The organism is Maritimibacter sp. (assembly GCF_016774595.1).
Lineage (GTDB): Bacteria > Pseudomonadota > Alphaproteobacteria > Rhodobacterales > Rhodobacteraceae > Maritimibacter > Maritimibacter alkaliphilus.
Window position 1 is genome coordinate 936104 of record NZ_JACBWT010000002.1, and the last position, 14140, is coordinate 950243.

Below are 14140 nucleotides of genomic sequence, written 5' to 3' on the forward strand. Positions count from 1 at the left end.
TGTCAATAAATAAATCAATCTGATTTACTATTGACAGGACCGTCCCGATTTCCGACCTTTGGCGCCAGTTCGTGTGGGAGGCGCGCGGAGCGGAATGAGTAAAAGCGCAATTAATCAAGGCGTTGATGACGGGCAGGTCGGAGCGGGTGTGCTGACCGCGGCTGTGCGCGGCTCCAACCAAAGCGGGATGCGTGCCCATAATGAGCGCCTCGTGCTGACGCTCCTGCGCCAGCGCGGCCCCCTTGCCAAAGCCGACATCGCGCGCACGACCGGGCTGTCGGCGCAGACGGTTTCGGTGATTATGCGCGCGCTCGAAAGGGACGGTCTGCTCACGCGCGGAGAGCCGCAGCGTGGCAAGGTGGGGCAGCCCTCGGTGCCGATGGCCCTCGCCGCGGACGGTGCATATTTCCTCGGCCTGAAGGTCGGGCGAAGAAGCCTCGACCTCGTTCTCATCGATTTCGTGGGGCGTGTCGAAGGCCGGGTGCATATCACCCACAAATTCCCGACCCCCGAGGGCGTCGTGCGGTTCGCCAACAGTGCCATCGACCAGCTTCTGGGCCAGTTGACCGCACCTCAGCGCGCCCGCGTGTCCGGTCTGGGCATCGCGATCCCTTTTCAGCTTTGGGACTGGGCCAAGCCGCTTGGTGTGAAACCGGGAGAGCTGGCGGAATGGCGCGACCGCGACGTCGCGCGCGAAATCGCGGAAAACTGGGATTTCCCCGTCTACCTCAAGAACGACGCGTCGGCGGCTTGCGGCGCCGAGTTGGTCTTTGGCGAAAAGGACCGGCCCAGCGACTTTCTTTATTTCTTCATCGGGTTCTTCGTCGGCGGCGGGCTGGTCGTGGACAATGCGCTTTATACCGGACGGACAGGGAACGCTGCCGCACTTGGGTCGATCCCGCTCGGGATGAGTGGTTCCCCAACCCGGCAGCTGGTTGATGTCGCCTCGCTCGCATCCTTGGAAAACGCACTTATCGCGGTCGGCGGAAACGGAGACATGATCTGGGAGAACCCGAAAAGCTGGTCCGTGCCGGACGCCATCCTCGATCGCTGGATGGACGAGGCGTGCGAGGGGCTTGCCTACGCCATTCTCTCCGCAGTCTGTCTGATCGATTTTCCACAGGCGATGATCGATGGTTGGCTGCCAGACGACATCCGGGCGGAGATCGTGAAACGCACACATGATCGTGTCGCAACCGCCAACCTCGCCGGCATCGCGACGCCGGATGTCCGTTCAGGTACGATCGGTAGCGATGCACGGTCCCTCGGCGCGGCCAGTTTGCCGCTGTCCGAGCGATTCCTCGTAGATAAGGATGCGTTCCTGATGCGTTGAATTGGCGTGTGGAGTGGTTGGTTTCGTTGTTGTGTGCGGTGGCTAGCCGCGTCCGCGCTGCGGTGGAGGGACTCGAGACGCGTGTGGCTCGTCATTGATGACCTTGAGCAACCACACACAAAGGCCGGACCCGCACAAACAATCGCACCGGAAGGGTCGGCCTAGGTCGCGAGGGTTGCCAACGCGGTGCGAAGGTCGTTGGGCAGGGCGACCGGTCGGCGGCTTTCTGCGTTGACGCAGACATGCACGAAGTAACCTTCGGCGGAGGTCGCTTGATCGTCGTTTCTAAACAGCCCGATCTCGTAGCGCACCGAACTGCGGCCGACATGCGTGACCTTCAACCCGGCGGTCACGGTGTCGGGGAAAACGATCTCGCCGGAATAGCGGCATCCGCTTTCCACCACGAGTCCGATGGTCTTGCCCGACTTCGGATCGAGCACGCCGTGCTCCATCATCCAGCCGTTGACCACCGTGTCGAACAGCTCGTAATGCACGACGTTGTTGACGTGGCCGTATACGTCGCCGTCGCGCCAGCGCGTCTGAAGCGCGCGGAATGTCGGATAATCCTCGCGCGTCGAGGGCGCCGGGCGGTCGGCCATCACCACGCCTCGCGGTAGATGGCCAGCGCGTCGGCCTCGCTCACATCGCGGGGGTTGTTGACGAGCAGACGCTGCTGGAGCATCGAATCCGCGGCCATTTTCTCAAGCGCGGTTTCGGGAATGCCGACGTCGCGCAGGCGCGTTTCCATGCCCAGTTTCGACGACAGCCCGGCAAGTTCGTCGATGAAGACGGTGCACAGGCGATCGGCGTCGTTGCTGCGTTCGAGATGCGGAAAGGCATCGTAGGCGATTTCGGCATAAAGGTCCGCCGCGACCGGCGCGTTGAAGCGAAGGACATGGGGCAGGACCAGCGCGTTCGACAGGCCGTGGGGCACGTGGAATGTCCCGCCGATCGGATAGGCGAGCGCGTGGACGGCGGCCACGGGCGAATTGGCAAAGGCCTGACCGGCCAGCATCGAACCCAGCAGCATCGCGCCGCGTGCATCGATGTCGGTTCCGTCCATCACGGCGGTTTCGATGTTCGCGCCAAGCAGCCGAAGTGCTTCACGGGCGAGGAGCTTTGACACCGGATTGTTGTTGGCGCTCTTGGAGGCATAGGCTTCAATCGCGTGCACCATCGCGTCGACGCCGGTGGCGGCGGTGATCGCGGGCGGCAGGCCAAGGGTCAGTTCGGCGTCCAGAACCGCGACGTCGGGCAGGATCACGGGGGAGGAGACGCCCCGCTTTTCCTCTTCGCCGACCGTGATGATCGACACCGGCGTCACTTCGGACCCGGTCCCGGCGGTCGTGGGAACGAGCACCAGGGGAAGGCGCGGTCCCTTGGCGTTCGCGACGCCCCATGCCGCGTCGAGGTCTTCGCCGGAGCCAAGGAGAAGCGCGGCGAGTTTGGCCACGTCAAGCGACGAGCCGCCCCCGAACCCGATCACGCCGGTTGCGTCCGCTGCACGTCCCGCCTCGGTCGCGGCCATCAGCGTGGCGAGGCTGGGGTCGGCCTCGACCCGGTCGAAAACCGTGACCGCCACCCCAGCGTCTTCGAGGTCGGCCAAAGCGGGGTCGCACAGTCCGAGCTTGCGCAGGCCGGGGTCAGTGACGAACAGGCAACGCTCGCCCACGGTCGGCTTGGCGAGTTCGCCCATGCCCGCCGCCGCGCCGGGCCGGAAGACGACGGATTTCGTCGTGTTGAACGTGAACGGTGCGATCATGGTCCTCCCTCCATCCCGGTGCGATCCGGGTCTTTTTATCCGCGGTCGGGCGCGGTGCCATCCCCCTTTGCGCCGGGGGCCGTGTCCCCCGACTGCAATCGCCGCGTCGCTAGGATGCGCCGGTCGCGCCAGCTTTGGGCGTCGGGGATCGTGCCCACCGGCTGTCGGCGGGTCATTTCGTCGTTTATCTTCGCGACGAGGTCAGGCCCCCAGTCGTAGTCGGTGCGGGCGTCCGCGCCCATTTTCTTCATCATCCCTTCAAGCTGACCGACGAAGCCGGCAAACCCTTCGTGGGCATTGAGATGGGCCGTCATGAACGGCCCGATCGAGGCCCAGCGAAGTGCGAGCCCGCTGGTCATCACCCGGTCGATGTCGGCCGCGCTGCAATACCCTTCGCCCACCAGATGCATCGCCTCGGCGACCAGCGTGTATTGCAGGCGATTGAGGATGAACCCGTCGATTTCCTTATTTACCGTGATCGGTTCCATGCCCGCCTCGGTATAGAACCGGCGCGCCCGCTCCACGGTTTCGGGCGCCGTCAGTGGCGTGGCACAAAGTTCGACCAGTGGGATGTGCGATGGCGGATTGACCGGGTGACCGACAAGCGCGCGCTCGGGATGCGGGATGTGGCTGAGGAATTGCGACCCCGGCAGGGCCGATGTCGACGAGAGGAGCAGGCAGTCGTCGGGCGCAGCCGCGCCGATCTCGTCGAAGAGTGCACGCTTGATGGAAAGGTCTTCGCGTACGCTTTCCTGCACGACCTCGGCGCCGGACAGAGCCTCGTCCAACGACCCGGCCACACGGATGCGCGCACGGATGACGGCAGGTGCCTCGCCCGTCGGCATCTCGCGGCCGAGTTGTTCGAGCGTCGCCTCGATCCGGGGCAGGGCGCGGGCGGCGATGGTGTCGGCGTCAGCGTCGTAGAGGACGACCTCGTGGCCCGCGCGGGCGAACACCGTGGCCCAGCCGCATCCGACCGTTCCTACGCCGATGCAGACGACCCGTGCCATGTTCAGCTCGCCGAATCGTCGATCTCGGACCACTTCGCTTCGAAGTCCCAGATGCGTTGGAAGCCGATCAACTGGTTGAACTCGGAAAAGTCGAACAACTCGATGTTGGGGGAGTTCGAGGTGCCTTCGGTCTTCAGCACATTCAGCGCACGTTCGGCCGCCGCTGCGGCGGCGAGGCCGGTGAGCGAGGGGAAGATGGCGAGGTTGTACCCCATGTTCTCAAGCGCCTCGGCGGTCAGGATCGGCGTCTTGCCGCCATCGGCCATGTTGGCCATGGTCGGCGCGTCGATCAACTCGTTCGAGCGGCGCATTTCGTCCTCACTCTCAAGCGCCTCGACAAAGACGACGTCGGCGCCGGCATCGCGGTAGGCCAGACCCCGGTCGATGGCCCCTTGGAACCCTTCTACGGCGCGGGCATCGGTGCGCGCGATGATTAACGTCTTGGGCGACTGACGCGCCTCGCAGGCGACCTTGATCTTGTTGACCATGTCCTGCGTCGGCACCACGCGCTTATAGGGCGTATGCCCGCATTTCTTGGGAAATTCCTGGTCTTCAAGCTGAATGCCCACGGCACCCGCAGCCTCGTACCCGCGGACGGTGTGGTCGACGTTCAGAAGACCGCCATAGCCGGTGTCGGCATCCGCGATCACGCCCGCCTTCACGGTGCGGCACAGCGTTTCCACGCGGCCCACCATGTCGGTGTAGGTCGCGATCCCGGCGTCGGGGATACCTTGCTGGGACGCGGTGCCCCAGAACCCGGAGGAATAGACGAAATCGAAGCCGACCTTGTTGCTTACGACGGCGGTGATCATGTCGTGGATGCCGGGGGCCACAACGAATTCGCCGCGCTCCAGCACGGCTTTCAGGCTGGGTCGGGTCATTCTTGCTCCAACGTGTTGAGATAGTCGATGACGTCGCTTTCCGAAACGACGTCGCCGTATTTCGCGTCCATATCGAAAAGATTGGCTTCGTGCGGGGCTTCGTGCCGGTCGCCAACGGCCTCGCGCGGGATGATCGGGATGAAGCCGTGCGAACAACTGTCGATACAGGTGGCGCGCACGCAACCGCTGGTCGTGACGCCCGTGTGGATCAGCGTGTCCACGCCCCAGGACGCGAGCGTCGAGGCGAGCGAGGTGCCGAAGAAGGCGCTCGGGTATTGCTTGGAAATGACCAGCTCGCCTTTACCGACCTCCAGCCCCTTGGGCCAGTCGCCCATCGGGTTGCCCTGGATGAAGTTGCGCAGGGGTAGGGCCTTTTGGAAGAACCGCCCCCCGTCCTTGCCTCCGGCCTGATAGACGACATTGGTATAGATCACCGGAACGCCCTTTTGCCGCGCGACTTCGCGAATGCGCAGGGCAGAGGCGAGCGCATCGTCCACATCGGCATAAAGCTCGCAGGCTTCGTTGAAGTAGCCTTCGACGAAATCGATGAAGATGAGCGCGGGCCTCCGCCCGAAGCCGATCCGGTTGCCGTAGGCGCGTTTGTAGTTTTCGACGAGGTCCGATTCCGTGCTCATCAGGCTGCGTCCTCTTCCGATTTGATCTGTCCGAATTGCTCGGGCGCGAGGACGAGCCAGGGCGTCTCCCGCGCGCGGCGTTCTTCGTAGGCCGCGAGGGCTTCGGCGTCGTCCGTCAGGATCGCCCCGATCTCGTCCAGACCGGCCATCAGCGCGCGCTTGCGGTTCGCTTCGATCTCGAAGGCGATGGCCGTGTCGCCCACCCGGATCGTCTGCGAAGGCAGGTCGACTTCGACCTCTTCACCGGCTCGCGCGGCCTTTTCCATGCGCGCCATGTCCTCGCCCTGAAGGCGGATCGGCAGCACACCGTTCTTGAAGCAGTTCGCATGGAAGATCTCGCCGAAGCTGCGCGCGATCACGCAGCGGATGCCGAGGTCGGCAAGCGCCCAGACCGCCTGTTCGCGGCTCGACCCGGTGCCGAAGGTTTCGCCGGTGACGAGGATCTGGGCCTTGTCATAGGGCGGCTGGTCGAGAACGAAGGGTTCGTTTCCACCGCGCCGTTCGTTGAACGCATACCGCCCAAGCCCGTCGCGTTCGAGCAACAGCAGGAACCGCGCCGGGAAAATCACGTCGGTGTCGATCGCATCTTCCATCAGCGGGGCGGCGACGCTTCGCAGTTTCGTCAGTTTTTCCATCGTTACAGATAGTCCCTCACGTCGGTGATATGCCCGGCAATCGCCGCGGCGGCGGCCATCTGCGGGCTCATCAGGTGGGTGCGCCCGCCGATCCCCTGCCGCCCCTCGAAGTTCCGGTTCGACGTGGACGCGCTCCGCTCTCCCTTGGACAGGCGGTCGTCGTTCATGCCCACGCACATGGAACAGCCGGCATCGCGCCATTCGAAGCCCGCCGCGAGGAAAACGCGGTCCAGCCCTTCGGCTTCGGCGATGGCCTTGACCGATGCCGACCCCGGCACCGCGATGGCACGAATGCCCGGCGAAACCTTGCGGTCGGTCAGAACCTTCGCCGCGGCGCGCAGATCTTCGATCCGGCCATTGGTGCAGGAGCCGATGAACACCGTGTCGATGGCCACGTCGGACAGCCGCGTTCCGGGGGTGAGCCCCATGTATTCAAGCGTCTTGCGCATCTTTTCGCGTTTGCCGTCGTCCTGAAGCGTCTCGGGGTCCGGCACCACGCCGTTGACCGGCAGGGTGTGCTCAGGCGTCGTGCCCCAGGACACCTGCGGTTCGAGCGTCGAGGTGTCGAACGTGATCTCACGGTCGAAAACGGCGTCCTCGTCGCTGCGCAGCGACATCCAACTGGTCACGGCGGCATCCCAAAGCTCGGCCTTCGGGGCGAGCGGGCGGTCCTTGAGATAGGCGATGGTCTTTTCGTCGGGCGCGACCATGCCGACGCGGCTGCCCGCTTCGATGGACATGTTGCACAGCGTCATGCGGGATTCCATCGACAGGTCGCGCACGGTCGAGCCTGCGTATTCGATGGCATAGCCCACACCGCCCCCCGTGCCGATCTTGGCGATGAGGGCGAGAATCACGTCCTTCACGGTCACCCCCGTCGGCAGGCCGCCTTCGAGGTTGACGCGCATGGTTTTCTGCCGGCGCTGGCGCAGGCTCTGGGCCGCAAAGACGGTGGCGCATTCGCTCGCCCCGATGCCGAACGCGATGCAGCCGAAGGCACCATGGGTGCTGGTGTGACTGTCACCGCAGACGAGGACCGATCCGGGCAGGGTGAAGCCGAGTTCCGGGCCGATCACGTGGACGATTCCGTGCCGGTCACCTTCCATAGGGAGATAGGTGATATCGTGGCGCTTGGCGTTCTGCTTCAGCCGGTCGACCTGCGCCTGAGCCAGTTCGTCCGCGAACCGGCGGCCGTCTCGCTTTGTCGGGACCGCGTGGTCGGCCACGGCGACATGGGCTTCGGGTCTGCGCACCTTGCGCCCCTGCTTCTCGATGGTGGCGAAAGCCTGCGGGCTGGACACCTCCTGAACGAGGTGCCGGTCGACATACAGGAGGGCTTCGTCGTTGCCGTAATCGGTCACCACGTGCTGATCCCATATCTTCTGATAAAGGGTGCGAGGGCACATTACGTTTTTCTCCTCAAAGGCAATGGCTTACGGTTCCCTCCCGGCAGTTTCGCGACAGGGGGCGCCACCACTTTTTTCCTTGATCTTGGGTGGACCTTACTATTTCATGAATACGCATTCAACAGAAAAGCTGCCTCACTGAATCAAGTAGGCGTAAACAGCAACAGGGAGAGCATCATGAGGCTCGGAGTCGATGTGGGCGGTACGTTTACCGACCTGCTACTTCAAGATGACGCGGCGAACAAAACGTACCGGGCGAAAACGCCCTCGACGCCGCAGGACCAGTCGATCGGCGTCGCCGAAGGGGTGCGCCTGATCTGCGAAAAGGCGGGCGTGAAGCCGTCGGACATCTCGCTCGTCCTGCATGGGACGACGGTCGCCACCAACGCCGTGCTCGAAGGCAAGGGGGCCCGTGTCGGCCTGCTGGTGACCGAAGGGTTCGAGCACACCCTGCACCTTGCGAAATCGTGGACGCCTGGTCCGCTGTTCGGCTGGATCGTGATGGACAAGCCCGATCCGCTCGCCGCACTGAAGGACACACGGGGTATCCCCGAACGGGTCGACGCGCGCGGCAACGTGGTGCGCGAACTCGACGAGGCGAAGGCGATCGAATTGATCGACGACCTCTGCGGCTCCGGCATCGAGGCTTTGACGATCTCGCTCATGCACTCCTACGCCAACCCCGCGCACGAACGGCGGTTGCGCGAGCTTGTGCAGGAGCGTTTCCCCGACATGACGGTTTCGCTGTCCTCCGACATTCTGCCGGAATTCCGCGAATACGACCGCGCGATCACGACGGTCATGAACGACTATGTGCGCCCGATCATGACGCGCTACCTGTCGCGCATCGAACAGCGCCTGAAAGAGGTCGGGGTCGAAAGCCGCCTGCATATCGTGCGCTCGGACGGCGGGTTGATGAGCGCCGAGGCCGCTGCGCAACGGCCCGTCCACACCGTGCTGTCCGGTCCGGCAGGGGGCGTCACCGCCACCGCGATGACCGCGCGGCGCACGGGGATCAACAAGCTCCTCGCGTTCGACATGGGCGGCACATCGACCGATGTGTCGGTCATCATCGACGGAAATCCGATGATCTCGCGGTCGACCGACGTGGGCTATTTCCCGGCCAAGGTGCCGACGCTGGACGTGCGCAGCGTGGGCGCAGGCGGCGGCTCGATCGCCGAGGTGTCCGAACTGACCACCTCGCTTCGCGTGGGTCCGCGCAGCGCGGGCGCGATGCCCGGCCCGGTCGCCTACGGGCGCGGTGGCACCGAGCCGACCGTTTCCGACGCGAACGTGATCCTGGGCTACCTTCCCTCGCGCCTTCTGGGCGGTGACATGACGCTGGACGTCGACGGCGCGCGCGAAGCGGTCGCCAGCATCGGCAAGAGCATCGGCCTGTCGCCGGAAGACGCGGCGCAGGGCATTCTCGACATCGCGAACGAAGTGATGCTGGGGGCCTTGCGCGTCATCACCGTGCAGCGCGGTCTCGACCCGCGCGACTTCGGCATCGTCGCCTTCGGTGGGGCCGGACCGCTCCACGCCAACGCCATGGCGCAGGTGTTGGGCTGCTACCCGGTGGTCGTGCCCCACAACCCCGGCGTCCTGTCGGCGCTGGGCTTCCTCGAAGCCGAGTTCAAGAACGAATTCGTGCAGACCCTGATCGGCTCGGTCGCGGGCATGAACGACGGCAAGGTGTTCGAGCATTTCGCCGACCTTCGCGGCAAGGCGCTGGAATGGCTCGACGAGCAGGAGGTCGAAAAGGCCGACCGCGGGCTCAAATACACCATGGACCTGCGCTATGAGCAGCAGGGGTTCGAGGTCGAGATCACGGTTCCGTCCGAGATGATCGACAAGGCGGACGGGCTGGACACCGTGCTCAAGGATTTCCACGAAACCCACGAGCGTCTTTATGGTGTGCGCTTCGACCTGCCGATCGAGCTGGTGGCGCTGCGTGTCGTCGCGACCGGGGCGACGCCGCCGGTGGAATACACGATGCCCGAGGACGGCACGACCGACGTGGCCGAAGCGATCATCGAAACGCAGCCCGCCTATTTCCACGGCGAATGGATCGACACGCCGCATATCGACCGGGACCGGCTCGCGACCGGCGCGCGGATCGAAGGGCCGGCGATCGTGCGACAGTACGATACCACGACCGTCCTGCTGCCGGATCACTATGCCGAGGTCGACGAGACCGGCAACCTGATGATCTGGCCCACCAACAAGGGAGAATGATCCAATGACCAAGAAACTCGACCCGATTACACTCGACCTGATCGAGAACGCGCTTCTGAACGCGCGGTTCGAGATGGACAGCGTCGTGACCCGCGTTGCGCTTTCTCCGGTGATCCGCGAACAGCACGACGAGTTCCCGATGATCTGCAACCCTGCGGGCCAGATGGTGGTGGGCCAGTTCGGCTCCTACATCCCCGAGATCGTGGAGCAGTACAAAAACAACATCAACGAAGGCGACATCTTCGTCTGGAACGACCCCTACGCCTGCAAGGGCTCGATCTCGCACAACAACGACTGGTGCGTGATGATGCCGATCTTCCATGAGGGCCACCACGTCGGCTACAGCTCGATCTTCGGGCATATGGTGGACACGGGCGGCAAGGTGCCCGGTTCGATGCCGGCGGATGCCTACACGATCTGGGAAGAGGGGCTGCGCGTCCCGCCTGTGAAGATCTACGAGGACGGCAAGCTCAACGAGGGCGTCCTCCAGATCATGCTGAACAACAGCCGGACGCCCGACATGAACCGCGCCGACCTCATGGCGCTCATCGCCGGGTGCCGGACGGCGGCCAAGCGGGTGCAGGAAATCTGCGACCGTTTCGGGCGCGACAGCTATCTGACCGCCTGTGACGAGCTGATGTCGCGCACGCGCGAAGCGATGCGTGTGCTGATCTCGAAATACATCCCCGAAGAGCCGGTGACCTTCACCGACTACGTGGACGACGACGGCGTGGGCAACGGCCCGTTCAAGCTGCACCTTTCGATCTACAAGAAGGGCGAAGTCGCGGTCATCGACTGGACCGGGACCGACGATCAGGCCGAAGGGCCGATCAACTTCCACATCCACGAAGGTCTCTGCAAACTGTTCTTCGGCGTCTACATGATTATGGCCTTCGATCCCAAGATCATGTTCAACGAAGGGTTCTACGACCTGTTCGAGATCATACTTCCCGAAGGCAGCCTTCTCAATCCCAAGTTCCCGGCCGCTCTGTCGAACCGCCTGAACACGCACACGCGGTTCTTCGACTGTCAGGCGGGCGCGCTGGGCCAGCAGGCCCCGCACCTGTCGATGGCGGCGGGCTACGGCACCAGCCCGCACTTCATCTTCACCGGGACCGACGAGAACGGGAAGTATTTCCAGCTTATGGAGCTTCTGTTCGGCGGTGTGCCGGGCCGTCCGCGTGACGACGGTCTGGACGGACACGCGTGGTGGCCGCTCTTCAGCGCGACGCCCATCGAATACATCGAGAACTACTACCCGGTGATCGTGGAGCGTTACCGCCCGGTGCAGGATGCCGGTGGGGCCGGTCTTCACCGTGGCGGTGCCGGGATCGAAAAGGTGTATCGCGTGCTCGCCTCCGGTTCGATCTCGATCCACGACGACCGCGAGGTGGTGCCGCCCTGGGGCATCAACGGCGGCCTGCACGGCGGCACGTCGAGCAAATGGGTCGTGCGCGCGGGCAAGGATGAGCCCGAGCGCATTCCATCCAAGACCGACAGCGTCAAGGTTGAACCGGGTGACCGCATCATCTTCATCACCGCCGGGTCCGGTGGCTGGGGCGATCCGCTGGAACGGCCCGTCGAGAAGGTGCTGAAGGATGTGCGCGACGGGCTCGTGTCACGCCAGAAGGCCGAGCGCGACTACGGCGTGCTCATCGGCGAGGATCTGACTGTGGACGAGAACGGGACCGAGGCTCTGCGCAAGTCGCAGCGCAAGGAGCGGGGCGAACCGGCACCGTTCGATTTCGGCTTCATCCCCGGCGTTCACGAAGCGGCTGAATAAGGCCCTTTGCGGTGGGCGTGCCTAGCGCGCCCACCTTCCCATTCCGGGCACGGTGTGGCCCGGGATCAGATCGCCGGGGATCACCCGGCGCTGCGCTTCGGCCCCTTTCAGGTTTTCCGGCGCGGCCTTCAAAAGCTCGAGCGTTTCCGCGACCATCCGTTCGACCGGCTGACGCACCGTCGTCAGGCTGTAGGGCGCGCGCTGCCCCTCCCGGATCCCGTCGAACCCGGCGAGCATGATGTCATCGGGTATCTTCAGGCCGAAGTTCTCGTTCAGTGCGTCGGCGCAGCCGATCGCCATGATGTCGTTCACCGCGAAGATCGCGTCGGGGAAGCGCGGACCCGGCCCGTTGAAGCGGCGGATCATGGCGTTTCGCGCGCCGGAATAGCTCGATTCACCGTCGACCTCTTCGATTTCGACCCCGGCGACCCCGTCCACGGCGGACCGGAACCCTTGCACCCGGTCGATGCTCGTCGATCCCTGCGGATCGCCCCGCACGATAAGGATGCGCCGCGCGCCCGCGGCCGCCATCAGCCGCCCCAGAACCGCGCTCCCCTCGAAGTTGTCGCACTGGACCCCGGACAGTTCGGACCCGACGACGCGGCGGTTGAACATGACCACCGGAATGCCCAGACCTTCGCTGAGTTTCACGAGTTCGGACGACATCTGGGCCGAGGTGACGACCAGCCCGTCGATGGGATAGCGCATCGCCTGCATCATCACGTCGTCGCTGTCGCGCCCGTCCTGCACCGAAAAGGCGAGGACTTGGCGATGGGTGCGCTGGATGGATTCCACGAACACCTGCAACGTCTCGGAATAAAAGGGATTGTTCAGGTTTCCGCTGATGACCGCGACCATGTTGCTGCGCTTCGACGACAGGCTCGACGCGAACACGTTCGGCACGTAGTTCAGTTCTTTCGCGGCGGCCAGAATGCGGTCGCGCTTTTCCTTCGTGATGCTCGCACCGGGCGTGAAGGCGCGCGACACGGCGGGCTGTGACACGCCCGCAAGTTTGGCCACGTCGAAGGAAGTCACCCGTGATTTAAGACGTGCCATCGATACAAAATACCTTTTCCGTCCACCACCGCGCCGACCGGGGCCAGCGCGGATCACTCTCTAATGGATTGCACGCCCCGAGGCGATCATATTCTGCACCCATGCCACGGGCCCTTGGCGGGCGGCAATCCCTGCATCCGAATTCAAGGCTCGGGGAGAAACCCAAGAATGCATGATTGACAATGAATCGAATTCTGAGAAAGATGTGAATGCGTATTCAAGTCAACGACGAGTCGACCAAAACGACCGCGACGCACATCAACGGCAACAGGGAGATACACATGACACACTCCAATACAATCAAGGGCCTGGTATCGGCGCTGGCGCTTTCGGTCGCCGGTACGGCGGCAAGTGCGCAGGACGCCTCGGAAGGCATCGCACGCGCTCAGGAGGCCCTCGCGCCTTACCTCGAACAGCCGGTTTTCACGGCGCCGGGCGACCCCTTCGATATTCGCGAATGCGCCGCGGACCGCAAGATGCTGGCGATCCCGAACAGCAGCGCCAACCCCTTCCTCAAGGGGATCATCGACCGCATGAAAGCGGTGGGTGAGGACATCGGGCTCGAAGTCGCCGAATGGGAAAACCAGGGCCAGCCCAGCCAGTGGGTGCAGGGCTTCGACTTCGCGATCCGCGACGGTTTCGACGTCATCAACCTGATTTCGGGCATCTCGCCCGATACCGTCGTGCCGCAGATCACCGCCGCCAACGAGGCGGGCGTAAAAGTGACCACGTCGCACTTCTACGACCCCTCGGACACGCCGAACGAACTGCTGTCCTCGACGCTTCCCGTCGGTTTCAACGAGATCGGCAAGATCCTCGCCAACTGGGTCACGGTGAACACGGACGGTGCGGGCAAAGTCCTTCTCGTCGTGTCGCGTGAAGTGCCGCCCACCATTCCGCTCGTCGACGGGTTCGAAAGCGTGCTCGCCGAGAACTGCCCGGATTGCGAAATCGTGCAGGAGGTCAACGTCGGCGTGGCCGAATGGGGCACCAAGATCCAGTCGTCGGTTCAGTCGGCGCTTCAGGCCAACCCCGAGATCGACGTGATCGTGCCGATCTACGATTCCATGTCGCAGTTCGTCGTCCCGGCTCTTCGCCTGACCGGCAACCTCGGCTCGGTGAAGGTCGCGACCTTCAACGGCACGCCCTTCGTGCTCGACTACATCCAGGAAGGCTCGGTTTCGATGGACATTGGCGAAAGCCTCGACTGGATCGCCTATGCCACGGTCGATGCCAACATGCGTGACCTGTGCGGTCTGCCGGTGCCGGAGAAGCTGAACGTGCCGTTCTACATCTTCGACGAAGGCAACGCCGAGATGGCAGGCACGCCCGCGCAGTTCGACACGGGCTATGGCGACGCCTACGTGTCGGGTTTCCGTGAGCTCTGGGGCCTGAACTGATCCC

At 64.0% G+C, this 14140-nt stretch carries 12 protein-coding genes; 4 read left to right on the forward strand and 8 right to left on the reverse strand.

The window, feature by feature from the left end; genetic code table 11:
* Positions 1-109 precede the first annotated feature (109 nt).
* Positions 110-1333 carry an ROK family protein gene (locus HOY44_RS15820; protein WP_502710710.1) on the forward strand — a complete coding sequence of 408 codons (1224 nt, stop codon included), beginning with the start codon at positions 110-112 and terminating at the stop codon, positions 1331-1333.
* A 161-nt stretch (positions 1334-1494) separates the two neighbouring features.
* On the opposite strand, the gene HOY44_RS15825 is transcribed toward HOY44_RS15820, so the two are convergent.
* Genes HOY44_RS15825 through leuC form a run of 7 tightly spaced genes read right to left on the reverse strand, consistent with a single transcriptional unit; the run spans position 1495 to position 7662 of the window.
* Positions 1495-1932 (reverse strand): acyl-CoA thioesterase, encoded by a 438-nt coding sequence (locus tag HOY44_RS15825; RefSeq protein WP_287435947.1) that lies wholly within the window; start codon positions 1930-1932, stop codon positions 1495-1497.
* A complete protein-coding gene (locus HOY44_RS15830) occupies positions 1932-3092 on the reverse strand; it encodes an iron-containing alcohol dehydrogenase (protein WP_287437253.1) in 1161 nt (386 codons plus the stop codon). Before HOY44_RS15830 ends, HOY44_RS15825 begins: the two co-directional genes overlap by 1 nt.
* 38 nt (positions 3093-3130) lie before the next feature.
* Entirely contained in the window at positions 3131-4105 is a 975-nt protein-coding gene (locus HOY44_RS15835) for a 3-hydroxyacyl-CoA dehydrogenase NAD-binding domain-containing protein (RefSeq protein WP_287435949.1), read from the reverse strand.
* 2 nt (positions 4106-4107) lie between these two features.
* Entirely contained in the window at positions 4108-4986 is an 879-nt protein-coding gene (locus HOY44_RS15840) for an isocitrate lyase/PEP mutase family protein (protein ID WP_287435951.1), read from the reverse strand.
* Positions 4983-5621, reverse strand: a complete 639-nt coding sequence (locus tag HOY44_RS15845) for an isochorismatase family protein (RefSeq protein ID WP_287435953.1) — start codon at positions 5619-5621, stop codon at positions 4983-4985. Before HOY44_RS15845 ends, HOY44_RS15840 begins: the two co-directional genes overlap by 4 nt.
* A complete protein-coding gene (leuD, locus tag HOY44_RS15850; protein ID WP_138423386.1) occupies positions 5621-6256 on the reverse strand; it encodes a 3-isopropylmalate dehydratase small subunit in 636 nt (211 codons plus the stop codon). The genes HOY44_RS15845 and leuD overlap by 1 nt, the downstream gene beginning before the upstream one ends.
* Before the next feature lie 2 nt (positions 6257-6258).
* Positions 6259-7662 (reverse strand): 3-isopropylmalate dehydratase large subunit, encoded by a 1404-nt coding sequence (gene leuC / locus HOY44_RS15855; protein WP_287435955.1) that lies wholly within the window; start codon positions 7660-7662, stop codon positions 6259-6261.
* Between the two features lie 177 nt (positions 7663-7839).
* Between leuC and HOY44_RS15860 the strand changes: the two genes are divergently transcribed.
* Both HOY44_RS15860 and HOY44_RS15865 read left to right on the forward strand, forming a co-directional pair.
* Positions 7840-9897 (forward strand): hydantoinase/oxoprolinase family protein, encoded by a 2058-nt coding sequence (locus HOY44_RS15860; RefSeq protein ID WP_287435957.1) that lies wholly within the window; start codon positions 7840-7842, stop codon positions 9895-9897.
* A 4-nt stretch (positions 9898-9901) separates the two neighbouring features.
* The gene (locus HOY44_RS15865) at positions 9902-11680 is read left to right on the forward strand and encodes a hydantoinase B/oxoprolinase family protein (RefSeq protein ID WP_287435959.1); all 1779 of its coding nucleotides are present in this window, start codon (positions 9902-9904) and stop codon (positions 11678-11680) included.
* A 21-nt stretch (positions 11681-11701) separates the two neighbouring features.
* Here the strand turns inward: HOY44_RS15865 and HOY44_RS15870 are convergent, their stop codons facing one another.
* Positions 11702-12736, reverse strand: coding sequence for a LacI family DNA-binding transcriptional regulator (locus tag HOY44_RS15870; RefSeq protein WP_287435961.1), 1035 nt, complete (start codon positions 12734-12736; stop codon positions 11702-11704).
* A gap of 281 nt (positions 12737-13017) precedes the next feature.
* Here HOY44_RS15870 and HOY44_RS15875 point away from each other — a divergent pair, with 281 nt between their 5' ends.
* Positions 13018-14136 carry a sugar ABC transporter substrate-binding protein gene (locus HOY44_RS15875; RefSeq protein WP_287435963.1) on the forward strand — a complete coding sequence of 373 codons (1119 nt, stop codon included), beginning with the start codon at positions 13018-13020 and terminating at the stop codon, positions 14134-14136.
* Positions 14137-14140: the final 4 nt, after the last annotated feature.